This window comes from Paraburkholderia sp. D15 (genome assembly GCF_029910215.1).
Classification (GTDB): domain Bacteria; phylum Pseudomonadota; class Gammaproteobacteria; order Burkholderiales; family Burkholderiaceae; genus Paraburkholderia.
Genome location: NZ_CP110395.1, coordinates 2,621,593 through 2,647,873, shown reverse-complemented (window position 1 = coordinate 2,647,873; position 26,281 = coordinate 2,621,593). Strand labels below are relative to the sequence as shown.

At 66.3% G+C, this 26,281-nt stretch carries 9 protein-coding genes; 7 read left to right on the top strand and 2 right to left on the bottom strand.

The annotated features are described in order from the left end of the window. Positions 1-46 precede the first annotated feature (46 nt). The 4 genes from LFL96_RS11310 (at position 47) to LFL96_RS11295 (ending at position 20,052) form a co-directional block, all read left to right on the top strand. Entirely contained in the window at positions 47-2,311 is a 2,265-nt protein-coding gene (locus LFL96_RS11310) for a tetratricopeptide repeat protein (protein ID WP_280995336.1), read from the top strand. Positions 2,312-2,389: 78 nt separating this feature from the next. Continuing rightward, positions 2,390-4,843 carry a tetratricopeptide repeat protein gene (locus LFL96_RS11305; protein ID WP_280995335.1) on the top strand — a complete coding sequence of 818 codons (2,454 nt, stop codon included), beginning with the start codon at positions 2,390-2,392 and terminating at the stop codon, positions 4,841-4,843. After that, positions 4,840-7,281 carry a tetratricopeptide repeat protein gene (locus LFL96_RS11300; protein ID WP_280995334.1) on the top strand — a complete coding sequence of 814 codons (2,442 nt, stop codon included), beginning with the start codon at positions 4,840-4,842 and terminating at the stop codon, positions 7,279-7,281. The genes LFL96_RS11305 and LFL96_RS11300 overlap by 4 nt, the downstream gene beginning before the upstream one ends. A gap of 228 nt (positions 7,282-7,509) precedes the next feature. After that, entirely contained in the window at positions 7,510-20,052 is a 12,543-nt protein-coding gene (locus LFL96_RS11295) for a filamentous haemagglutinin family protein (protein WP_280995333.1), read from the top strand. Positions 20,053-20,257: 205 nt separating this feature from the next. Here the strand turns inward: LFL96_RS11295 and LFL96_RS11290 are convergent, their stop codons facing one another. Both LFL96_RS11290 and LFL96_RS11285 read right to left on the bottom strand, forming a co-directional pair. Beyond that, positions 20,258-21,367 (bottom strand): substrate-binding domain-containing protein, encoded by a 1,110-nt coding sequence (locus LFL96_RS11290; protein ID WP_281000702.1) that lies wholly within the window; start codon positions 21,365-21,367, stop codon positions 20,258-20,260. Between the two features lie 351 nt (positions 21,368-21,718). Then, positions 21,719-23,050, bottom strand: a complete 1,332-nt coding sequence (locus LFL96_RS11285; protein ID WP_280995332.1) for a substrate-binding domain-containing protein — start codon at positions 23,048-23,050, stop codon at positions 21,719-21,721. A 319-nt stretch (positions 23,051-23,369) separates the two neighbouring features. Here LFL96_RS11285 and gspF point away from each other — a divergent pair, with 319 nt between their 5' ends. From gspF to LFL96_RS11270, 3 genes are all read left to right on the top strand, one after another. Next, the gene (gene gspF, locus LFL96_RS11280) at positions 23,370-24,587 is read left to right on the top strand and encodes a type II secretion system inner membrane protein GspF (protein ID WP_281000700.1); all 1,218 of its coding nucleotides are present in this window, start codon (positions 23,370-23,372) and stop codon (positions 24,585-24,587) included. A 171-nt stretch (positions 24,588-24,758) separates the two neighbouring features. Beyond that, a complete protein-coding gene (locus LFL96_RS11275; protein ID WP_348638422.1) occupies positions 24,759-25,190 on the top strand; it encodes a GspH/FimT family pseudopilin in 432 nt (143 codons plus the stop codon). 341 nt (positions 25,191-25,531) lie between these two features. Then, a complete protein-coding gene (locus LFL96_RS11270; protein ID WP_280995330.1) occupies positions 25,532-26,278 on the top strand; it encodes a secretin and TonB N-terminal domain-containing protein in 747 nt (248 codons plus the stop codon). Positions 26,279-26,281: the final 3 nt, after the last annotated feature.

Sequence of the window (26,281 nt, the reverse complement as noted above, 5' to 3'; positions counted from 1 at the left end):
GGCCGGCGGTGACCGCACATCGCCCAATACGACGAGGGGAGCGAAGGTGGAGGCCGGATACTCAGAGGACAGGGCACGGGGCGCGGCAAATCTGGCGCGCGCGAAAGACTGGCACGCGCAAGGCCGCTTCGACGAGGCCGCGCGCGAATACGACACGCTGCTCGCGCAGGAACCCGAACGCGCCGACGTGCTGCATCAATACGGTGTGCTGCACTACCAGCGCGGTGCCGTGGCGCAGGCCGAGGCGCTGCTGCGCCGTTCGATCGCGCGCGCGCCTGCCGTGCGCGCGTTATCCGATCTCGGCGCGGTGCTCGCCGAAACGGGTCGCATCGACGAGGGACTCACGCACTTCGAGGCGGCGCTGCGGCTCGATCCCGCCGACGTTCAAACCCTGGTGCGCAAGGGCAATACGCTGAGTGCCCAACGCCGCCACGCGGCCGCGCTCGACGCGTTCGACCGCGTGCTGTCGATCTCGCCGCTGGTGCTCGACGCGTTGTGCAACCGCGGCGGCGCGCTGCGCGCGCTAGGCCGCCGCGACGAGGCGTTGCAGAGCTACGATCGCGCGCTCGTGGTCGATCCCGCGTCGTTCGAATCGTGGTTCAACCGCAGCCTCGTGCTGCGCGAACTGGGACGCACCGCCGACGCGTTGCACAGCGTCGAGCGCGCACTCTCGCTCCAGCCCGGCCATGCCGCGATGTTGTCGATGCGCGGCCAGTGTCTCGCCGATCTCGATCGTTCGAGCGAAGCGCTGGCCGCTTTCGACGAGGCGATCGCCGCCGAACCGAACCGGATCGACGCGCTTCATCACAGCGCGATTGCGCTGGAACACCTCGGGCGCGCGGCCGAAGCGATCGGCCGCTGCGAACGGGTGCTGTCGCTCGACGCGCGGCATGCGCCCGCGTTGAGCTGCCGGGGCAATGCGCTGCTCCGATTGCAACGATACGAGGCCGCGTTGTCGAGCTACGACCTCGCGCTCGCCATCGCGCCCGACGCGGTCGAGGTGCATTGCAATCGCGGCAACGCGCTGCGCCATCTGAAGCGCTTCGGCGCGGCGCTCGCTGCGTATGACGCGGCGCTGGCGCGCGACCCGCGCTTCGCCGATGCGTGGCTCAACCGCTGCGGCGTGTTGCAGGATCTGCACCGGCGTGACGAGGCGCTGAGCGCACTCGATCGCGCGGCCGCGCTTCGGCCCGCGCAAGCCATCGACTTCTTCAATCGCGGCAAGCTTCACGCCGATGCGGGGCGCGACGAAGCGGCGCTGAATGCGTACGGCCGCGCGATCGAACTGAACCCCGATTATGTGGACGCGCATGTCGCGCGGGCCGTTCTGTACCTCGCGCAGGGCGACTTCGCGCGCGGCTGGACGGCGTACGAATGGCGGCTGCGCGATGCCGAAGGGACGCGGCACGATCGTGCGTTCGCGCAGCCGGCGTGGCGCGGCGACGCGCCGCTCGACGGCAGGACGATCCTGATTCACGCGGAGCAGGGCTATGGCGACACGCTGCAGTTTTGCCGCTACGTGCCGCGCGTGGCCGCGTTGGGTGCGCGCGTGCTGCTGGAAGTGCCGCGGACGTTGCACACGCTGATGGCTTCGTTGCCGGCATCCACGCAAGGGCAAGATCAAGCACAAGTGCAGGTGATCGCGCGCGGCGACCCGCTGCCCGCATTCGACTACCAATGTCCGCTACTCAGCCTGCCGCTTGCATTGCGCGCCGATGCGGCGAGTATTCCGCGCGACACGCCATATCTGCATGCCGATCCGGAACGCGTGCGCTATTGCGCGCAGCGGCTGGACGACGCGCTCGACCGGGCACATCAAGCACACCCAACACCTCGTCCACCCGGCCCGCGCCGTCCGCGCATCGGCCTCGCATGGGCCGGCAACCCCGCGCACCGCAACGACCACAACCGTTCGATCGGCCTCGCGCAACTGGCGCCGCTGTTCGATCTGGACGTCGACTGGATCAGCGTGCAGAAGCAGATGTCCGACGCCGACGAGGACGCGCTGGATACCACACCGATGATCCGCATCGACGACGAACTCGACGATTTCGCCGACACGGCGGCGCTGATGCAGTCGCTCGATCTGGTGATCTCGGTCGACTCGGCGCTCGCGCATCTGGCCGGTGCGCTGGACCGTCCTGTCTGGGTCGTGCTGGCCGACCCGCCCGAATGGCGCTGGCAACGCGAACGCGCGGACAGCCCGTGGTATCCGCGCGCGCGGCTGTTCCGGCAGAACAGGCCGGGGCAATGGCACGACGTGATCGAAGCGCTCGGCGTCGCGATCGCCGCGCTGGAAAAGCCGCACTGAGCTGAGCCGAACAAAGCCGGACAAAGCTGCATCGAGCCGAACCGAACGATAAAAAAGCTGAACTACAAGGGCAGAACCATGACATCGAATGGCGAAGGGACGACGCTTGCGCTATCCGCCGATTCGCCGCGTCCGCGTGACGACGTGCCGAAGCCCGACGCCGCGCGGCTCGAACGTTTGTTGCGGCGCGCGCGCGAGGCGCACGCCGGCGGCGGACTCGACCGCGCGGAAGCGGCCTATGCCGAGTTGCTGACGCTCGACCCCGGGCACGCGCAGGCGCTGCATCTGCTCGGCGCGGTGCGTTTTCAGCAGGGGCGTCTCGACGAAGCCGACGCGCTGATGCGCCGCTCGATCGAGCGGGAGCCGGCCGCGCTCGTGCTGGCCAATCATTCGGCGGTGCTGCTGGGGCTCGGCCGCACCCAGGATGCGCTCGCGCGGCTCGACGAAGCGCTCGCGCTCAACCCCGGCCATCAGCGCGCGTTGTTCCAGCGCGCGGGTCTGCTTGCGCAACTTGGCCGTCACGACGACGCATTGCTCACGTACGACCGCCTGCTCGACCTCCAGCCGGATTCCGCCGAGGCCTTGCTCAAACGCAGCGAGTCGCTGCGCGCGCTGGGCCGCGCGGACGAAGCGCTCGCCTGTTGCGACCGTGCCTTCGCGCTCGCGGGCCGCTCGTTCGATGCGCTGCGCGAACGCGGCCGCGTGCTGCGCGAACTGGGCCGCTTCCAGCACGCGGCGGACAACTACGGGATGGCGCTTGCGATCGCTCCCGGCAATGCCGAGGTGCTGTTCCTGCGCGGCGTGAGCTTTCTCGATCTGCGCGAGGCGGGCAACGCGCTCGCCGACTTCAACGCGGCGATTGCCGCGAGTCCGCAGTTCATCGACGCGATCTACAACAGTTCGATCGCGCTCGAACAGCTGGGACGCCATCAGGAGGCGATCGCGCGTTGCGACCGGGTGCTCGCGATCGAGCCGCGGCACGCGAAAGCGCATGCGAATCGCGGCAACGCCGCGTGTCATCTGGGCCGCGACGCCGAGGGCGTGCAGAGTTACGCGCGCTCGCTCGATACCGAGCCGGACAGCCTCGGCGTGCTGTGCAATTACGCGAGCGCGCTGATCGGCGTGCGCCGGCACGAGGACGCGAAGGCGGCCTGCGAACGCGCGCTCGCGCTTCAACCCGACTACGTGCCCGCGTGGTTCACGCGCGCCCGCGCGTCGCTGGAAACGCACCGCTACGAGGCCGCGCTCGACGATCTCGCCCGCGTGCTGCAAGCGACGCCGCGCGATCCGCTCGCGCATTTTCATCGCGGGAATGCGCTGCGTTCGCTGCGACGTCACGAGGAAGCGAAAGACGCGTACGCGCAGGCCATCGACATCGAACCGGATTACGTGCTCGCGCATTGCATGCGCGCGTTCCTGTGCCTGTCGATCGGCGATTTCGAGGCGGGCTGGAGCGAATACGAATGGCGCTGGCGCGACGCGCAACTCGACGGCAGCCGCCGCGATTTCGCGCAGCCGAGGTGGACGCACGGCATGCCGCTCGCGGGCAGGACGATTCTGCTGTACGCGGAGCAGGGGCTCGGCGATACGCTGCAGTTCTGCCGCTACGTGCCGCTCGTGAAGGCGCTGGGCGCGACCGTGGTGCTCGAAGCGCAGCGCGAGTTGCATGGCCTGCTGCGCACGCTCGATGGCGTCGACCTGCTGGCGGCGCGCGGCGATCCGCTGCCGCCGTTCGATCTGCATTGCCCGCTGTTGAGCCTGCCGCTCGAATTCCGTACCGACCTCGCGTCGATTCCCGCGACGGTGCCTTATCTGCGCGCCGATCCGGTGGCCGTCGAACGCTGGGCGACGCGTTTGGATTCCGGCGTGGGGGCGGCGCAACGGCCTCGCATTGGCCTGGTGTGGTCGGGCAACCCGCTGCATTCGAACGACCGCAACCGTTCGATGGCGCTCGCCGACCTGTTGCCGTTGCTTGACGATTCGATCGAATGGATCAGCCTGCAAAAGGTGGTGCGCGACGAGGACAAGGCGACGCTCGAAGCGAGTCCGATTCTTCACCTCGGCGACGAACTCAAGGACTTCGCCGACACGGCGGCATTGACCGCGCTGATGGACGGCGTGATCAGCGTGGATACGTCGGTCGCGCATCTGGCCGGTGCGTTGGGGCGGCCGCTCGCGGTGATGCTGCCGCACACGCCGGACTTCCGCTGGCTGCTGGAGCGGGAGGACAACCCGTGGTATCCGCATGCGCGTCTGTTCCGGCAGCCGGAGGCGGGCGACTGGACGCCGGTGGTGGCGGCGGTGCGGGCCGCGGTGCCTGGGCTGCTGCACGCGGCGCAGGCGGCACAGGCGGCATCGGCGACGCACGCGGCATCGGCGGCACAATCGGCACCGGCGGCACAATCGGCATCGGTGGCACCGGCGGAACAACCAGCACCGGCGGAACAACCGTCGCAAGCCGCGCCAGCGGATCAAGCGGTGCTATCGCCGCAATCGGCACAACCGGCGCATGCGCACGGAGCCGGCCGATGAGCCGCGCACCGGCGCAGGACGCCGCGCTGCGTTTCGCGCCGCTATCGAACCTGAGCGCAAACGCGAACGCGTTGCAGACGGCGATCGCCGACGCATTGCGCAATGCGCGCGCATCGCTGGAACGGCACGACCTCGCCGCCGCGCGCGGTCTCTACGAAGGCGTGTTGACGATGGCGCCCGACAACGTCGAGGCCCTGCATCTGCTCGGCGTCGTCTATCTGCGCCAGGGCGATGCGGCGCGCGCGGAACCGCTGATCGCGCGATCGATGCGCGCGGGCCTGCGGCACGCCTGGAACATCGCGAACCACGGCGCGGCGCTCGCGGGCGTGGGCCGCTATCGGGACGCGCTGACGATGCTCGATCACGCGTTGCAGTCCGATCCCCATCAGCCGGCCGTGCATGCGGCGCGCGGCGACGCGCTGCTCGGTCTCGAACGCTACGACGATGCGCTCGCCGCCTACGACCGCTCGCTGCAACGCGCGCCCGCGCAAGGCCAGGCATGGAGCCGGCGCGGCGCCGCGCTGCGCGCGCTGGGCCGTCCCGCCGATGCGCTGATCAGCCTCGATCGCGCGTTGCAACTCGATTCGCGCGATCCCGTCACGCACGTCGAGCGTGGCCATGCGCTGCGCGAAATCGGCCAGCGCGACGAAGCGTTGCGCGAATACCGGCTGGCGATGGTGATTCAGGGCCGACGCCCCGCGCTGCTATTGGCCGAGGGCATCGTCTTGACGGACCTCGGACGCGCGGCCGAAGCGCTCGCCGTGCTCGACGAAGGTCTGCAACACGCGCCTGCCGACGAAGCCTTGCTCTACGCGAGTTGCGTGGCGCTCGACATGCTGCATGCGCGCGACGAACTGCTGCGTCGTTGCGAGCGTCTGCTCGCGCGCAATCGCGATCACGTCGCCGCCTGGCTGGGACGCGGCAATGCGTTGCTCGGTCTCGATCGTCATCGCGACGCCGCGCAGGCTTATAGCGAGGCACTGACGCGCGCGCCGGATCACGTCGATGCGTTGCGCAATCGTGCCGCCGCATGGCGCACGCTGGGCCGTTACGACGAAGCGCTGGACGACTACGACCGCGCGCTGGCGCTGACCGGCGCGCATCCCGAGTTGCTGTTCAACCGCGCGGTCACGTTGCAACAGCTCGCGCGCTACGACGACGCGCTCGACAGTCACGCGCAAGCCGCCCGCGCGCCCGCCGACAGCGCGCAGCATCTGTACACGCGCGCGGTGGCCTTGCAGCAGACCGGCGATCACGAGGCCGCGTTGCGCGCGTTCGTGCTCGCGTGTCAACGCGATCCGCAGCACGGCGCGGCGCGGCGCTCGGAAGCGTATTGCCGTCTGCTGATGGGTGACTTCGAGACCGGCTGGCAACAGCACGAAGCGCGCTGGCACGCGACCGACGTGCTGTTGCACCGGCGGCATGCGGATCGTCCGTTGTGGCTCGGCGTCGAACCGGTTGCGGGGCGGACCGTGCTGCTGCACGCGGAGCAGGGCTATGGCGACACGCTGCAGTTCTGCCGCTACGCGAGCCTCGTTCAGGCGCGGGGTGCGACGGTGATACTCGAAGCGCCGCGCGAGCTGGCGACGCTGCTGGGCTCGCTTGACGGCGTGGATCGCATTGTCACCGAAGACGATCCCATGCCCACGTTCGATTTCCAGACGCCGCTGATGAGCCTGCCGCTCGCGTTTCGCACGACGCTCGACACGATTCCGGCGCCGCACGCGTATCTGCGCGCCGCTGCGCCGCGCCGCGATGCATGGCGCGCGCGGGTCGATGCGTCGATACCGGCGCGCACGCTGAAGATCGGCATCGCGTGGTCCGGCAACCCGCGTCACAACAACGATGAAAACCGCTCGCTGCCGTTTGCCGCGCTCGCGCCGCTGCTTGAAGTGGCGTTCGGGCGTTCGCTTGAGGCTTCGCGTGAAGCTCGGGTTGAGACTTCGGTCGAGGCTTCGGTTGAAGCTTCGCTTGCCGCTCCGGTTGAGACCTCGGTCGAGGCTGCGCCGGGCGGTTCATCCGCGCCCGGCGTGCGCTTCGTCAGCCTGCAACCGCAGGTGCGTGAACGGGATCGCGATGCATTGGCCGCGAGCGGTGTGGTCCGTTTCGACGAGCAGCTCGCCGATTTCGCGGACACCGCCGCATTGATCGACACGCTCGACCTGGTGATCGCGGTGGACACGTCGATCGCGCATCTGGCGGGTGCGGTCGGCAAACCGGTGTGGATTCTGCTGCCGTACGCGCCCGACTGGCGCTGGCTGCTCGCGCGCGACGACAGCCCGTGGTATCCGCATGCGCGGCTTTTCAGGCAAGCGCGGCCGGGCGACTGGCCGGCGGTGATCGAACGGGTCGGCGCCGCGCTGCGCGAACTGCTCGACACGCGCGCCTACGCGAATGCCGACGCGAATGCTACGAACCTTTTGAACCGGCCCAAATGATGCGTAACAGCCGCAACATCGCCGCCATGCGCGCACCGTATTTTCTTCGGATTCGGACCGTTCGCCGCGGGGTCGGCGTGTGGTCGACGCATCGGCGAGCCGGGTGATCGACCAGCATTCGACGGGTTCCGACGGGGTTTCGCGGGGTTTCGTATCTGCGGCTTCGCTTAAGCGCTCTCGATGGCGCGACGGGCGAAGCCGTCAACTTTCAAGGTTTCGGGGTGGAGAATGGCAGCACGCGCGCGCGCAGCACGACAACAAAACCAGCATCGTTCGCAGACTGTCCTGAGCGCCGACGTGCGGCCGCTGTGCCGCGCGGTCGCGCTGATACTGGCGGCGGGCTTCACGGCCCAGGCGCCGCACGCGTATGCCGCGGGCATCGTCAATCTCGGTCAGGCCAGCGCGCGTAACGCTTCCGGCGGCGCGGGCGGCTACGGCGGCGCGGGCACGCCGAACCTGGGCGTCTCGCCGCAACAGGCATTGCAGGCGAGCCAGCCGTCGATCCGCAATCTCGGTCACGCCGCGCAGGCGATCGCGGCGCAGATCGCCGCGCAGCAGAACGCGGCGGCCGCGGCGGCCGCGGTCGCGTCGAACGTGCCGAACGGGCTCGCGCCCGGCGGCCTGCAGGTGGCGCCCGGCGTGAGCAGCGACGTCAACAATCCGCTGCTGTGGATCAACGCGAACGCGCCGACCCAGAGCGTCGATGCGAACGGGCATGTGAACGTCGACGTGAAGCAGACCGCCGCGAACGCGGTGCTGACCTGGCAGACCATGAACGTCGGCCGCCAGACCACGCTGAACTTCGATCAGTCGGGCGGCACGCAGACCAACGGCGCGAACAACTGGGCCGTGTTCAACCGCATCGTCGATCCGAGCGGCGCGCCGAGCCAGATTCTCGGCAACATCAACGCGCAGGGCGCGGTGTATGTGATCAACCGCAACGGGATTCTGTTCGGTGCGGGTTCGCAGGTGAATGTGCATGCGCTGGTGGCGTCGTCGCTGAATCTGCTCGATATGAATAACGAGCCCGGGCTGAGCGCGGCGGGCATCGTGGCCAGCAACCAGCAGTTCCTGAGCATGCCCGCGGGGACGACGGGCGGGCTGGCGTATCCGGAATCGGGGACGTCGACCGGCCTGAACGGCAAGCTCGTGCCCAACGAGATACTGGGTCTGGGCGACGTGGCCACGGCGACGGGTCCGTATCAGGCGCCGGGCGACATCACGATCCAGCCGGGGGCGTCGATCACCACGCAGATCAACGGCACGGTCAGCGACGGCGGTTTCGTGATCGTCGCCGCGCCCAATGTGACCAACGGCGGCAGCATCACCGCCACGGCGGGTCAGGTCGTGCTTGCCGCGGGCGTGGGCGTGAGCGTGAGGCCGAACGCCGGCGCCACGTTAAATCCGCAGATTCTGTTGCCGGAGTTGAGCGGGAAGATCGTCACCCAGCAGAACGGGTCGACGGTCGATATCACCCCGGCAGGCACACTGATCAACACCGGTATCGTCCAGGCGTCGCGCGGCACGGTGAACCTGCTGGGCAGCAATGTCGCGCAGAACGGCGTGGTCGGCGTGACGACCAGCGTCAATACACCCGGCGCGATCACGATCTCGACCGTCGACGAGTATCAGTCGAACAAGCCGACCGGATTGTCCTATACGGGAGGCCAGCCGGTCACGGGCGGCACGGGTGGTGGCGACGTCACGCATCGCGCCGGCCTGCTGAGTTTCGGCCCGGACTCCGTCACGGCCGTACTGGCCGACAACAACGGCCAGACCGCCACCTCGACGCCGGGCACGGTCTTCGTGCCCGGCAGCGTCTCGATGACGGCCGGTTCGGTCTGGTTCCAGGGCGGCTCGCTGATCGAGGCGCCGGGTTCCGGCGTGTCGGTCACCGCGCTGACCCAGTCGGCGACCGGTTACACCACGCCGGCGGGATTCGCCGCGGTGCCGGGGCGAATTTATCTCGACGACGGCGCGACGATCGACGTATCGGGTCTCGCCAACGTCGAACTGCCGCTCTCCAGCATCCTGCTGACGATCGACCGGATCGGTCAGAACGAACTGGCCGATTCGCCGCTGCTGCGCGACGGTTTCCTGTTCGGCCAGAAGGGCGTGGTGGTGGACAGCACGCTCACCGGCACGCGCAGCGACGGGCTGCAATGGGTCGGCAGTCCGATCCTGAATCTGTCCGGCTACGTGAATGCGATGCCGCGCACAGTCGATCAGCTGCTGACCAACGGCGGCACGATCACGCTGTCGGGTAACGAAGTGATGACGGCAACCGGTTCGTCGATGAACCTGAACGGCGGCTACGTTCACTACGACAGCGGCATGTTGAACACCACGCGTCTGGTCGATGCGAGCGGCGCGATCGTGCCGATCGGCCAGGCGAGTCCTTACGACACCTTCGTCGGCATCGCGGGGCAGTTCACCGAGAGTCATCCGCGCTGGGGCGTGACGAAGACCTGGTACAACCCGCTGCAAACAGGGGGGACGTGGCAGCCGGAATTCATCGTCGGCGGCAATGCGGGCACGCTCGATCTGTACGCGACGCAATCACTCGTGCTCGACGGCGATATCAGCGCGCAGGCGTTCGATGGCTCGAAGCAGATGCAGGGCAACGATCTGCCGGCCGGTGGTACGTTCAATCTCGGCACCGACCCGAATCTGAGGAACCCAGGCGCGCCGATCTCGCAGACGTGGAATGCCAGCGACAGCACGCCGTCGGGTGAAACCAGTCTGATCGTGCTGCAGAATGCCGCGCCGGATCTCAACGATCTGACACCGGGCTTTTCATTTACGACGTCGCTGAACACGGACGCGCAGCATGCGTTGCCGGCGACGGATCCGAGCAACGTGCTGACCACGATGGTGGTGCCGGTCGATACGCTGAACAACGGCGGTTTCGCGAACCTCAACGTCGCCAGCGACAAGATTTCCGGCAAGGGCTTCGTTGTCGGCGCGGGCACCAGGCTGGCGTTGCAGCCGGGCGGTTCGGTGACGCTGTCGGGCACGTTTCCTGGCAGCACGACCGTGGCCGGCTCGATCGTGGTGCCCTCGGGAACGGTGACAATTTCCAACGGCGGCGACATCACGGTGCTGCCGACCGGACAGATCAGCGTGGCCGGCCAATGGGTCAACAACGAGGTGCAGGTGGCGCCCGGCACGACACCGGGCAACAGCCAGTTCATCGACGGCGGCAAGATCAGCCTGAGCGCGGGCGGCCGCCTCGACCTGCAGGCCGGCAGCGTACTGGACGTGTCGGGCGGCGGCGAGATGCAGGCCAACGGCCAGTTGCTGATGAGCAACGGGATTCCGGCGGGCAAGGGCGGCAGCGTATCGCTCGTCACGTTCGACAACTATCTCGCGCAACTGCCGTCCGATCCGTATCTGTCGATGAACGGCACGATCCGCAGTCTTGGCTTCTCGGGCGGCGGCACGCTCACGCTCGGCGCGGCAGGCTTTCAGATCGGCGGCGACGCGGCGTCCGCGCCCGCCTGGGATCTCGTGCTGCCGAGCGACTTCTTCGCGCAGCAGGGCTTCGGTAACTATGTGCTGAACGCGTACTACGACTCGACCGTGGCGCCTGGCACGATGGTCCGGCTGACCCAGCAGAATGCATTGCCGGACGTAACGGCCCTGCAGAAGACCGCCAGCGGCGCGAGCCTCTCCACGAACGGTTTGACGAGCGCCGGCACGCTCGATGCCTACCATCGCCAGGCCACCGGGCTCGTGCTGACGGGCGGCGGCTACCTGCCCATCGAGGAGACGCTGATCAACCAGAACATCGGCAAGGTCGCGCCCGTGCAGATCCCGGTCAAGGACGGCTCGGTTGGCACGGTCAGTGTCGGGCAGGGCGCGTCGATTGTCGCCGATGCGGGCGCGAACATCGGCCTGGGCGGCGCGGCCCAGGTCACCGTGCTCGGCTCGCTGATCGCACCGGGCGGCTCGATCACGCTGAGCGCGGATTCCGGCCCCGGCGGCCACGAGGTGACGGGCCAGTACAGCGGACAGTTGGCGGGAACGTTTACCAGCAACAGCAAATCGGTATGGCTCGGCCCCGACGCAGTACTCGACGTGTCCGGCGTCGCGCTCGTCAATCCGCTGGCCACGCCAGTGAAGAGCGGCGCCGCGACCTTCGTGCCGGTGTCCGGTAAGGTGTTGCCGGGTGGATCGGTGACGCTCTCCGACGATTCGGGCTACGTCGTCGCGCAGGCGGGGTCGCGCATCGACGTGTCCGGTACGTCGGCGAATTTCGATCAGGTGCAGGCCAACGGCACCTACGCATCGCAGCCGGTCTGGAGCGACGCCGGCTCGATCACGATCGCGGCGTCCAGCGGCCTGATGTTCGACGGCACGCTGCGCGCGCAACCGGGGGCGAGCGAGGCGCGCGGCGGCACGCTGACGTTGGCGCCGCTCACCGGCGCGGTTCAGGCTAATCAGGCCGACGGCACGAGCGTTGCATTGCCGGGCGCGACCGCGCTCGTTCTGCAGCAAAGCGGCCAGTTCGTGCCGGCCGGGTTGTCCGCGGGACAGGATCTGGTCGACGTGTTCGGCGCACCCGTGACGAATGCTAAACAGGTGACTGCCAATCAGCCTACCGGCGTGGTGCAGTTCGCGGTGGATCGCCTGAGCGGCTCCGGCATCGCGACGCTCGTGCTGGGCAGCAGCAATACGGTCGCGAATGCGCCGGTCGCGTTTGCCGGCAATGTCGATATCGATGTGGCCCAGGCCGTGCGGATATACGCAAGCCGGATCGTGGCAATTAGCGGCGATCAACTGGCGCAGGCGCTGCACGGCGTGCAGAATCCGGCCGGCGTCTTTTCGATTCCGACGTTAGCCACGCTGCTGAACAACGAGGTGGGAGCATCGACGCCCACGACGATCGGCTCGACCGTCACGCTGAATGCGCCCTACGTGTCGATCGCCGGCCCGAACGTCACCGACGGCTCGACGATGACCGTGACGAGCTCTGCATCGGACGCGACGCTCAACGTGAACGCGTCGTTCATCGATCTCGTGAACCAGTTCCAACTGAACAACTTCGGCAACGCGAACTTCACCAGCAGCGGCGATATCCGTCTGAGCTCGACGATCCCCAACGGTTCGGGCTTGCAGAGTGGCGAACTCTACAGCCCCGGCAATCTGGCGTTCAAGGCCGCGGACCTGTATCCGTCCACCGGCAGCACCTTCATTCTCGACGCGGCCGGGCCGTCGCCGACCACCATCGCGTTCCAGTCGAATGGCGCGGCGGGCGTGCCGCTGTCGGCGGGCGGCACCTTGCTCGTCGATGCGACCGACATCGTGCAGGGCGGCACCGTGCGCGCGCCGTCCGGCTCGCTGGTGTTCGGCGTCGGCGATGCGACGAACACCGCGACGCAGACCCAGTTCGGCAACCTGCCGATCGTCAATACGAATTCGGTCACGTTCGCGAACGGCAGCGTGACCTCGGTCTCCAACGACAACACGGTGATCCCGTACGGCACCACGGTGGACGGCGTCGAATGGCAGTTCAATCCGGGCGCCGGCACGACGCTGCCCGATCTGAACGCGCCGCCGTCCAAGTTCATCGGCGTGAACGGCGGCAGCGTCGCGCTGAGCAAGGGTGCGACGATCGACCTGTCGGGCGGCGGCGATCTGCAGGCGGCCGAATGGGTTCCGGGCACCGGCGGCACGCGCAACGTGCTGTCCCAGTACAACGTCAGCTATGCGAACAATTCGACCGGCGTGGCGATTCCGACCAATGCCGGCGGCTCCAACGTCTACGCGATCGTGCCGGGCGCGCAGTCGCCGGTGTCCGCGTACGACCCGACCTTCGCGCAGACGCTGCAACCTTCCACCAACGCGAACGGCACGGTGGGCACCCGCACGGCGACGCTCGGCGTCGGTCAGGCCGGCATGGGTAGCGCGCTCGGCCAGTCGGTCTATCTGAGCGGCGTGCCGGGCCTCGCGCCGGGTTACTACACGTTGCTGCCGGGCATGTACGCAACGCTGCCGGGCGCGTACCGGGTCACGGTCGCCAGTAGCAACGGCAACGTCACGCCGGGGTCGAGCAGCGTGCTCGCCGACGGCACGGTGGTGACGGCCGGTTATGTCGGCAACGCGATCACGGGCGCCCGCAGCGCGACGCCAACGCTGTTCAACGTGCAGTCGGGACCGGTGTGGCAGCAGTACTCGCAATACACGACGACCGGCGCGAACCAGTTCTTCCCGACGCTCGCCGCGGGCAAGGGCAACGTGACGCCGCCGCTGCCGGTGGACGGCGGCCAGCTCGCGCTGGCCGCGTCTCACGCGCTCGCGCTCGGCGCGACGCTGAACACGGCGGCGGGACCGGGCGGTGCGCCGGCCGAGGTCGATATCGCGTCGCAGAACATCCAGATCACCGGCAACGGCGCGCCGGCGCTCGTGGGCTATCTGCAGATCAGCGCGGCCGATCTCGATGCGCTGAACGCGGGCAGTCTGCTGATCGGCGGCACGCGCACCGCGACGACGAGCGGCATCTCGATCAACGCGCTCGCCGACAGCGTGGTGGTCTCCAACAACTCGGCCAGCGTGCTGAGCGGACCGGAGATCCTGCTGGTCACGAAGACCGATCCGAGCGGCACGGACCCGAACGCGGCGAACGGTCTGCGCGTCGATGCGGGCGGCGCGATCAGCACGAGCGGCAGCTACCCGGCCGCGAAGGATCAGCCGATCGCGATCGCGGGCGACGGTGCGTTGCTGCGCGTCTCGAACGGCGCGATGACCACGGTGACGCGCACCGGCGCGACCGGCACGGGGCTGCTCACGGTCGGCGCGAACGCGACGCTGAACGGCGGCCAGGCGTTGACGCTCGATTCGTCCGGCAACCTGAAAGTGGACCCGAGCGCGACGCTGTCGGCGAAGGCGATCACGGTGGACGGTTCCGCGATCACCTTCACGAACCAGGGCGGCGCGGCGGCCGCGAACCTGCCGGGCTTCGTGCTCGATCCGGCCGGGCTCGCGCAGCTTGCCAACGCGCAGCAGGTGATTCTGCGCAGCGCGGGCGCAATGAACTTCATCGGCAATGTCGATGCGACGTTCGGCAACGGCATCGACCTGAGCGCGGGGACGTTCACGAGCGACGGCGGCAATGTCGTGCTCAACGGTCAGCAGGTCGCTTTCACGAACGAGGCGGGCGCGCCGTTGGCGAGCGCGGTTGCGGGCAGCGGCTCGCTGACGGTCAACGCGAAGGAGATCGACTTCGGCAGCGGCGACAAGGTCGTGAGCGGGTTCGGCTCGGTGACGATGAACGCGCAGAACGGCATCGTCGGGCAGCATACCGGCACGTTCGATTTCGGCGCGTTGCCGGTGACGCTCAATGCGCCGGTGTACCTCGCCGATACGAGTTCGGCATCGACGGTGAAAACGACCGGCGCGCTGAGCTTGAACGGCGCGACGGGCACTGCATTGACGCGAACCGCGGTCGGCGGTGCGTTGACGTTTATCGGTGGCACGCTCACGGATAACGGCGCGACGATCGCCGCGCCGGCCGGCAACGTGAGCCTCGAAGCGACCAGCGGCAATCTGACCATCGGCAGCGGTTCGACGGTGAGCGCGGCGGGTGTGTCGAAACAGTTCTTCGACATCACGCAATACGCGCCGGCCGGTTCGATCACGCTGACCGCCGACGCGGGCACGGTCGACGTGCAGTCCGGTTCGACGCTGGACTTCTCCGGCGCGAAGGGCGGCGGGGCGGCGGGCAGCCTGACCGTGTCGGCGCCGCAGCAGGGCGTGAACCTGAACGGCACGCTGAAGGGCGGCGCGGCAAGCGGCTTCGCGGGCGGCTCGGTGTCGCTCGCGACCGGCAGCGCGCTCGATCTCGACGCGCTCGCGCAGACCCTGGCATCGAGCGGCGTGAACAATGCGATCTCGATCCAGACGAAGTCGGGCAACCTCACGCTGTCGGCGGGCAACACGCTGACCGCGCATCAGGTCGCGTTGATCGCGGACGGCGGCACGGGCGGGCAGGATCCGAACAACGGCAATGTGCAGATTCTCGGCACCATCGACGCGTCCGGCGTGGCCGGCGGGCAGATCGGTTTGTACGGCCGCGGCGGCGTCGATGTCGAAGGCACGCTGCGCGCGACCGGATCGAGCGCAACGCAGCGCGGCGGCACCGTCACGATCGGTACGACCGGCACGCCGGGCAGCGTGGTCACGGTGAATCCGACCTATGGTTACGAGAACATTTCGGCGGCGAACTCAGGCGTGATCACGCTCGGCAATCAGGCGGTCATCGACGTGTCGGGCGGTACCGCGGGCGGGTTGTCGGGCGGCACGGTCGGTTTTCGCGCGCCGTTGCTCGACGACGGCACCGTGAACGTGACGCTGCAACCCGGCGCGCAGATCAAGGGCGCGCGCAGCGTCAATCTCGAAGCGTACGCGGTGTGGAGCACGACCGACCCGAGCACGGGCGGGCAGCATTTCGACGGCATCGTCGATCCGGCCGGCTGGTACAACAACAGCGTGGCGGGTGCGGGGCAGCCGGGCATGGTGGCGGGCACATGGACCGACCAGAAGGGCAACGCGCTCGCCGCACCGACCACGCCCGCGCAACTGGCAGACTATCTGACCAGCGACTACTTCACGCCGACGCAGGCCAATGCGGATCATCAGGGCTTCTACGGTTATCTGAACGGCGACGCGAATGCCGCCGTGCCGGGCACGTTGATGAGCTATGTCGAGAACGGCGTGAGCGGCGTGGCGGCGCAATTTGCCGGTACTGGCATCGCGAACTTCCATGTCGTGCCGGGCATCGAACTGGACAACCCGAGCACCGCGATCAACAACGGCGATATCTCCGTGTTGACGAACTGGAATCTCGGCGCGGGCACGTCGCAGACGAATCTCGCGTTCCGCTTCAACGGGCAGGCGCCGGATATTACGTTCCGCGCCGAGAATAATGTGAAGGTCAATGCGAGTCTGACGGATGGGTTTTTCCAGGTGGTCAATCCGGTCGTGTCGGGCGGCAGTATTCGCGTGCCGTCGTACGATGCATATGGGTTGTACACGGCGGCGCAAACTCAGTACAACGCGGCGGGCGGATCGTTTCCCTACACAGGGACCAGCGGTTCGGGACTCGCATATTACGCAGCCCTGGGTTTTGTGAAGGGGCCGACGAACATCACCGGCGCGGATCCGCAGGAGTTGCAGGAGTATTACGCGCTGTACGTGGCGTATGCGCAGTTTCTTGATACGACAGTGCCGGCCGTTGTCTTGAACGCCAACATGGCTTCCGAAGCAAGCTTCAGTTATTTGCAGACGTTCTATCTCGCGCGGAATCGGGTCGTTAGCTTTGCCCCTCCCGCAGCCCCTCCTGCGCCGACCACTCAGGCGGATTTCGGCGACTATGCAAAACAGTATTTGCTGTACGTCAATCAATACGCGGCCTATGTGCAAAGCGTGGCCAGCAAAGTCGTCGCGAATACCAGCTTGAAAAATGGCGTGCCGATGATCCAGCCGCCCGCGGCCGTCGCGAACATCACACCGATCAACACGACGAGCATCGATCTGCCCACTCCAGTGGACAATACGCCGTCTCCGGTTGCGGCGATCAACAATCCATTGCCGCTCGCGTCTGCGTCGCTTGCGGGCGGATCGAGTGTGTCCTGGGGGCTCGTCGCGGGGGCGAATTTCAATAGTGCCGATCCGCTCGCCGTCCAGGCTGCTTCCGTGTTTCGCGGCATGCCCAACAACGGCAACGTGACAATGGACACGCACACGGAGTACGTGGATGCAAACGGTCTTACGCTGGTGACGCCGACGACGATTCGCACGGGCACCGGATCGATCAGCATCGCCGCGTCGAACAACGTTTCATTGATCGACACGAGTCTAACCGGCACGATCGCGACGGATCCGAACGCGCTGGTCATCCCCGGAGCGATCTACACGGCCGGCGCACCGACGGCTGCGAACCCTGCTGTCGACAACACGCTTGCGATCGTGTCCGGTGTTCCCGGAAGCCCCGACATATTCGTGTCGCCCGCAGTCAACCCCGATTCCGCCGGCGATATCACGATCCGCGCGCAGGGCAATATCAGCGGCATGGAGAACGTGATCGACACGCAGGGGACGGTGACCGGCACGAAGGGCAGCAATATCAGCCAGTTCTGGTGGCAGTGGATGGAAATCACCGCGAATCCGACCGTTGTCAACAACGCCATCGCTACGTTGCTTACCCGGACTTCGATCGATTTCGGCGCCTTCGATCAGGGCGTGATGAGTGCCGGCGGCAATGTATCGGTCAACGCGGGCGGCACGATTTCCGACCTCGGCGTGTCGCTGCCGACAACGTGGTATCTGAACGGAAACGGAACACCGGTCACGGTGGGCGGCGGCAATCTGTCGGTGCATGCGGGCGGCGATATCCTGAGCGGCGACTATTTCGTCGCCAGTGGGACCGGCACGATAACGGCGGGAGGCCGGATCGGTTCGGACATCAACGTCACACCGACCGTTGCGATGTCGACGATTCTTGCAACGCAGAACGGTGTCCTCAACGTGACTGCGACACAGGGTGTCGACCTCGGCGCAGTACTCGATCCGTCTTTGTCGAATAGCTTTGCGCCACCGGGAGGGGTGGGAGCAATCACACTGACCAACTACCGTCAATACCAGGACAGTCAGAACTACTCGTCGGGTTCGTCGGTCAACGTTCTTTCGGCGACGGGCGACGTCACGCTAGGTGGGCTGGCCAGCGTGCTGACCGGCGCGAACGGCATGCTGCCCGCGAGCCTGAACGTCACCGCGTTCGACGGCGGAATCTCGGTGCTATCCGGCGGCATGCTGTACCCGTCCGCGAATGGACAACTGAATCTGATCGCCGATCAATCGATCGACCTCAGCAATATCGCCAGCGTCCTGAATCACACCACGTCGCCCAGTCAGTTCGGCATGCTGGATTCCGACCCGGCGCAGATGCCGTCGCCGACGCAACCCGGGGCGACCCCGGCGCCCCATGCCGTCGGCGCGCTGCACGCCGACGATACGACACCGGCGCGCATCTATAGCCTGAACGGCAGCATCGTGGACGGCAAGCTGGAGACGGCCGCGGCTAACAGAACGTATTACGACAACCTCGTCACGTTATCGACCGACAAACCGACGCTCATTCAGGCGGGTCAGGACGTCGTCAACCTCGCGTTCAACGGACAGAACCTGCGCAGCTCGGACGTCACGCGTGTGGTGGCGGGGCGCGACATTTACGATGCGTCGGGCCTGCCGCGTAACGCGGGAGCGATACCCGCGCTGGTGCTGGGCGGCCCGGGTACGTTCGATATCGAGGCGGGGCGCAATATCGGCCCGCTGACCAACCAGGCGCAGTTGTATGCGGTGAACGGAGCCAGCGGCGTCGTCGTAGCAGGCATCGATGCAGTCGGCAACGCAAACAATCTCAATCTGCCGCACGAGAGCGCCGACATCAACGTGCTGTTCGGTGTCGGTCCCGGCGTCGATCTCGCGACTTTCGTGTCTACCTACGTCGCGCCGGGTAGTTCGGTCGCTGGGGTCTCAAGCGTGACCCCGGCACTGATCGCGTTCATGGAGCAGTACGATGCGGGGCTGGGCGTCGATACCGGGCTGCAGACCGACAAAACCGCGGCACGCAATGCGGTGGGCACCTTGTCCGCGGCGCTGGCATGGCAGCAGTTCCAGGCATTGCCGCCGTACGTTCAGCAGCTATTCGCCGAACAGGTGTTGTTCGGCGTGTTGACCCAGGTCGGGACCGACTACAACAATCCGGCGAGCCCGTACTACCAGAAATACGCTCGCGGCTACGAGGCCATCAACACGCTGTTCCCGGCTTCGTTCGGCTACACCGCGAACAATCTGGCCGGCGGCAGCAACGGTGCGAACCAGACGGTCAGTACCGGCAATCTCGACATTCGCAGTACGACGATCCAGACGCAGCAGGGCGGCAACATCTCGATCCTCGGGCCAGGGGGGCAGGCGCTCGTGGGCAGCACGACGGCGCCGCCCACGATCGTGGACAATACCGGCAATGTGGTCGCGGGACCGGGTTCGATGGGGATACTGACACTCGAGCAAGGCAACATCAATATCTTCACCGATCAGAGCGTGCTGCTCGCGCAGAGCCGCATCTTCACCGAGCAGGGCGGCGATCTGACCATCTGGAGCTCGAACGGCGACATCAACGCGGGCAAGGGCGCGAAGTCGTCCGCCGATGCCCCGGCGCCGCAATACGTGTGCGACGCGAATCACTACTGCACCGTCGACGCGCGCGGCGAAGTCAGCGGTGCCGGTATCGCGACCCTGCAGTCGGTGGCCGGTTCAGCGCCGGGCAACGCCACGCTGGTTGCGCCGCGCGGCACGGTGGATGCGGGCGACGCAGGCATCCGAGTGTCGGGCAACCTGAACGTGGCGGCGCTGCATGTGGCGAACGCCGACAACATTCAGGTGCAGGGCGTGTCGCTCGGTGTCCCGGTCTCGCAGTCGGTGAATACGGGCGCGTTGAGCGCCGCGAGTTCGGCGGCTTCGGCCGCCAGCCAGATGGCGCAGGATCTCGTGAAGAACAACGCGTCGGGCGTGGGGCAGCGCCGCTGGACTATCTCGGTGCAGGTAGAAGGTTTCGGCGATACAGGCGACGACGACAGCAGAAAGCGCAAACGCCAGCAGGTCGGCTACGATCCGTCGAGCGCCGTGTCGATACTCGGGTTCGGTCAGGCGGGGCCGACGCAACGGTCGGTGCTCAGTACGGACGAGCGGGCGCGGTTAGGGAAGATTTGATGGGTTAGCGGTAGTATTGTTTGCGGCATTGCCGGTTTCTTTACCGGTCTGTTTGGGCCGCGCTTCTGAATGTCAGAAGCGCGGTTTTTTTATCCCGGCGTTGACGGCCGCATGATGGAACACGAGGCGCAAAAAGCGCGTTCCCGGATCACACCGGGGCCGCGTGGCGTTGGTTAAGTGTCGAAAATGCCCGCGTCGTGCTGTTTTAACGGCCTTCGCCGTTGCAAACCTTCGAGTTACCGATGTTCAACGTGTTGCCGCGGCCAGCCGTCAAGAAGTCGGTGATGATCACATTGGAATACAACTGCGGTACTGTGTTGAAGCCATTGCCGCGAACGATCGACGCAAAGGATGCGTTGTTGTAATGCATGCTCAGAAAGTCTGAAACAGCCTTTGTCACGTTTGCATCCGCGTAGCACTGGTTCAGAATGATCTGGCTCGTACCCGACACCGGATAGCCTGCAGACGGATTCGCGAGAGCAGCGTAAAGAGTGCCGGACACCGGCACCCATTGCGTCGGATCAGACGCGGGCGACGTCGCGGACTGTCCGGTCGGCGGTAAGGTGCTTTGGCCAAATGCTACGCTCGCATTCGCTCCCGTCGGCGCATAGTAAATTCGATTTGTCGTGTTAAACAGACTCGCCACCTGAAGTTGTGACTGTGCAGCCACCGAGCTGGACGGCGCGAGGAACGTATTCGTATCTGCTGGGCCGAGATACGAAATGGCGGCCGGCCCTGACCACGAGTTCCGATAGCCGAGCAGTGCGTTGCGAACGCCAACGCTATTCGTCGCGGCAACGAAATTCAATGGCATGCCGGCTGGAAACGCCGACGTGTTGGCAAATGTCATCGAATCGACAAATGTGACGCGAAAGGCAGTGTTGCTCGACGTGCAAACGGCGGCGAGATGACGCGTCAGTAATTCCGTTTCACCGCTTGCGTCCTGCCGGTAGACGACGGTGATCGGGCGACTATCCATGCTGTAGGCGGTGCCCGTTTCCGGGTTGATGACCCATTTCCAGTCGTTGATTTTTCCAGAGAAAATGCCGCACAGATCATTGTCGTTCAACGCGATACTGTTCGCCTGATTGGGCGTCGTTTGAGGCGTTAGCGTGCTTGTGACGGGCGGTGCATTGACCAGCGGAATCGTGATCGGGGTCACGACGTAGGGAATCTGGATCAGCGGTCCGCTAGCCGTGCCGAGCGCGCTGTACCTGTAGTTTGTCACCTGGGCGGGAGTGAGCGCCGCGTCGCTATTGGCGAAATCCACGGTGCCGGTCACGCCATAACCGAAAAATGACGGCTGGTTGCCCAGGAACCCGTATTGACCAGCCCCGTCGCCGACGGAGTAGTAACTGAAACTCGCCTCGCTAGTGCCGGCTCAATACTATTTCGGCGTTCATCAGTGGCGCAATCAAGGTAGAACCTCCACCCAGAGCGACGGGGCCGATAGCCATCGAAGGAGTTGCTGCGGCGCCTGAAAGAACGAGCGCCAATAAATGACTCGTTGTACGTTTTCGGAGTTTCATCGAATGGTTTTGAAGTGAGAGTTTTTGAGTACGGGATCGTTAGAGACGAGTGTGGCAAAACGAAAAAGCGCGTTCCTGGATCACTCCGGGAACGCGCGGTTTTACCTAAGCGTTGAGACTATCCGCGTTGCGTCGGTTTAACGGCCCTTGCCGCTGCAAACCGTCGAGTTGCCGATGTTCAGAACGTTGCTGCGACCGGCCGTCAGGAAGTCGGTAACGATTGTGCCCGAGTAGGTCGAAGGCAGCGTGTTAAAGCCGTTACCCTGAATGATCGACGCATACGTTGCGTTCGTGAAGTGAGCGTTCAGGAAGTCCGAAACCGCCTTCGTCACGTTCGAGTCCGCGTAGCACTGGCTCAGGATGATCTGGCTCGTGCCCGACACCGGATAGCCGGTCGCCGGATTCGCGAGAGCCGTGTAAGCCGTGCCGGAGACCGGCACCCATTGCGTCGGATCGGCTGCGGGGGACGTGGAGGACGTACCCGTCGGCGCGGTGATATTGCCCACTGCCGTCGATGCGTTAGCGGCGGTCGGTGCGTAGTACAGGCCGTTCGACGCGTTGACCAGGCTCGCCACCTGCAGTTGCGACGAAGCCGACGAGCTCGACGGTGCGAGGAGCGTGTTCGTGTAGTCCGGGCTCAGATAAGCGATCGCTGCCGGGGTACCCGTCGTGGTTTGCAGGTTCAGCAGCGCGGTCTTCACGCCGCCGCTACCCGTCGCGGACACAAAATTCGCCGGCACGCCGCTCGGGAAGGCGGTCGTGTTCGCGAACGTCAGCGAATCGACGAACGTCACACCGGTTTTCGTGTTGGCTGCCGAGCAGACGGCTGCCAGGTGGCGCGTCAGCAGTTCGCTCGTACCGCTGCTGTCGAAGCGATAGACGACCGTGATCGGCTTGCTGGTGGTGCTGTAGGGGCTGCTCGTTTCGGGGTTGGTGACAGCATTCCAGTCCGTGATCTTGCCCGAGAAGATACCGCACAGATCGTTGTCGTTCAGCGCGATGCTGTGTGCCTGGCCCGGCGTCGTTTGCGGCGTCGTCGTGCTGGTGACGGCCGGTGCGTTGACGAGCGGGAAGGTGATCGGCGTGACGATATACGGAATCTGGATCAGCGGGCCGCTTGCCGTGCCGACGCTGCTGCTCTTGTAGTTCGTGACTTGCGCGGTGGTCAGCGCCGCATCGCTGTTGGCGAAATCGACCGTGCCCGTCAGGCCCGGAGCGAAGAAGGTCGGCTGGTTGCCGAGGAACGCGTTCTGGCCTGCGCCCGAACCGACCGAGTAGTACGTGAAGGTGGCTTCGCTGGTGCCGAACACGCCGATTTCGGTGTTGGTCACGCCAACTGCACCGATCGTCGGTGCGACGAGCGACGAGCCGCCGCCTTGAACCAGGGGAACCGCCATTGCTGCCGATGCGCCCACGCCCGACACGACGAGAGCCAGAATTTGACAGATCTTGCGCTTGCTGGATTTCATGAGATTTCCTTGCACGAAGAAAAAGAGTGAACCTGCCGATGCAGCCGGAACGATGTCGTTGACCGCGCAGCTACTTTAGGATGAACGCCGTCCCGATCTCGTGAATTTTTCATAACGAAAGGTACGGAACATTTCGGCATCCTGCGTTTGAATCTGATATCTCACTGCGAGGATGAAACATCGATTTCGCTGCACAGGCGCGGCGCAAAAAAGGTAGCCCACCATCCGTCACAAAACTGCGCCGGTTCACCGCCTAGTCTTGGCGAACGCATCAACACGGCAACGCATCACGACCATCGGCGAAGGGGAGACCACCCACGTGTCCGCATTCCGCTACGAAGCCATCGACATGGCGGGCAAGACCATGAAAGGCGTGCTCGAAGCGGACAGCGCGCGCGCCGGCCGCACGCATCTGCGCGGACTCGGCCTCACGCCGCTGATCGTGGAGCTGGCCGCTTCACGTCTGCAAGGCGAGCGCAAACAGCGTCTCGGCGTGGGCCGCAAGCTGTCGCAGCGCGAGCAGGCGATCCTCACGCGTCAACTCGCGAGCCTGCTGATCGCCGGCCTGCCGCTCGACGAAACGCTGTCCGTGCTCAGCGAGCAGGCGGAACGCGATTACGTGCGCGAACTGATGGCCTCGATTCGCGGTGAAGTCGTCGGCGGTCATTCGTTCGCGAATGCGTTGACGCAGCATCCGCGCGATTTTCCGGACATCTATCGCGCGCTGGTCGCGGCCGGCGAACATACCGGCAAGCTCGGCATCGTGCTTGCGCGCCTGGCGGACTACATCGAGCAAAGCAACGCGCTGCGCCAGAAGATCGTGCTCGCGTTCACCTATCCGGCGGTGGTGACGTGCATCGCGTTCGGCATCGTCACGTTTCTGCTCAGCTACGTGGTGCCGCAGGTGGCGAACGTGTTCACCAGCACCAAACAGCAACTGCCGTTTCTCACGGTGATGATGCTGGCGCTGTCGGACTTCGTGCGGCATTGGTGGTGGGCCGCGCTGATCGCGCTCGGCGTGATCGTGTGGATCGTGCGCGGCATTCTCGCGCGGCCGGGGCCGCGTCTGTCGTTCGACACGTGGCTGCTCGCCGCGCCGCTCGCCGGACGCATCGTGCGCGGCTACAACACGGTGCGCTTCGCGAGCACGCTCGGCATTCTGACGGCGGCCGGCGTGCCGATCCTTCGCGCGCTGCAGGCCGCCGGCGAAACGCTCAGCAATCGCGCGATGCTCGGCAATATCCAGGATGCGATCGTGCGGGTGCGCGAGGGCACGTCGCTGTCGCGCGCGCTCGGCAACACGCGCACGTTTCCGCCGGTGCTGGTGCACCTGATCCGCTCGGGCGAAGCGACCGGCGACGTCACCACGATGCTCGACCGCGCGTCCGAAGGCGAATCGCGCGAACTCGAACGGCGCACGATGTTCCTCACCAGCCTGCTCGAACCGCTGCTGATTCTCGCGATGGGCGGCGTGGTGCTGGTGATCGTGCTGGCGGTGATGATGCCGATCATCGAACTGAACAACATGGTGCAGTGACGTGAGCGGCGCGCGATCGTGTGGCGCTTGCGGCGTGCCTTGCCTGGACGCGAACGCGTGCCGGCGATGACGCGACGACGCGAATCACTGCTGGCGCGAGCGGGCGGACCCCGTGGTGCTCGCCGATTGTCAGGTGCAGCACGCGCGCAACGTGCGTTCACGCTGCTGGAGATGCTGGTGGTGCTGGTGATCGTCGGCCTGCTGGTCGGCGTCGTTGCGCTCGCGCCGTCGCGCAACCGGCGCTCCGATCTCGCCGAGGAGGCGCAGCGTCTCGCGAGTCTGCTCGAATCCGCCGGCGACGAAGCGCAGGTGCGTTCGATGCCGATCTCCTGGCAACCCGGCGCGGGCGGCTACCGTTTCTATCGACGCAGCGACAGCGGCGCGTGGGTGCCGCTGGCGGACGATCTGTTCCGGCCGTACCGCTGGTCCGCCCAGGTGACCGGCGTGTCCATCCGTTACACCGGCAGCGACGAGACGACCTCGCGCGTCGTACTCGGCGAGGAAAGCATCGGCGTGCCGGTGACGATCACGCTGTCGTCGGAAGGCGTGCGCCTGCTGGTGGTGGGCACGGGCATCGGTAATTTCGTCGTGCGGCGGCCGTGAGCGTGCCGCGGACTCCGTGCCGCTAATCAGGCTGCGATCACCGGCGCGAGCGCGTGCGCGAGCACGAGCACGACAGCGAGCGCTGACGCAATCGCTGACGCAATCGTTGACGCAATCGCTGGCGCAATCGCTCATGCGGCCGCAAACGCCGGCCTGTCCCAACCGGCCCATCCGAGCGTAACCTCCACGCCCACGTCACCGGCCTGTCACAGTGATTCCCTACGATGCGATGTTCGCTTGCTTCGGCGTCGCTTCATGTCGCCGCACGATGTGTCCACTTGACGCGTCCACATCGAGCGGCCGCGCCGAAGTCCTGTGCCAATCATTTCCGGCTTTGATCGATGACACGTTCACGGGCGCCGTCCGGTGTCCTGGCGTTGACTGCCTGTCTGCTGGCGCTGACCTTCGTCACGCGTCACGCGAATGCGCAGGACGCCGGGCAGGTCAGCCCCGCGGCTGCGCGGGCGCTGCATTTCGATCTGCCCGGTCAACCGCTCGCGCAGGCGCTTCAGGCGTTCGCGCGGACGACCGAGCTGATCGTGCTGGCGCCCGCGCCGCTGCTCGACGGCCGCACGAGCGCGCCGGTCACCGGCGACTACGCGCCGCGCGACGCACTGGAGAGGGTGCTCGCGGGCACGGGATTGCAGGCGGAATTCACCGGACAGGACGAAGCGATCATCGTCGCGCGGCCGGCGGCGCCGGAGGTGGCATCGGCGGTAACGGCGGACGCACCGGCCGACGCGGCGCTGCCGATCGACGGTCTCGGCGACGATGCCGACGCACGGGCCTACGCCGGCATGTTGCAGGCGCGCATGACGCAGGCGTTGTGCGCGTTGCCCGCCGCGATGCCGGGCGGCTATCGGCTGGCGGCGCAATTGCGGATCGACAACAAGGGGGCGGTGGTGGGGGTGAATCTGGTGGCATCGAGTGGACAGAACGCGCGCGACGCCGCGATCGTGCATGCGCTGCGTTCGCTGCGTCTGGACGCCGCGCCGCCGGACGGCCTGCCCGAACCCGTGACGATCCTGCTGCGGCCCACCGGCAACGGCGTGCATCTTCATTGCCCAACGACAGACGGCCGGAACTAGGCG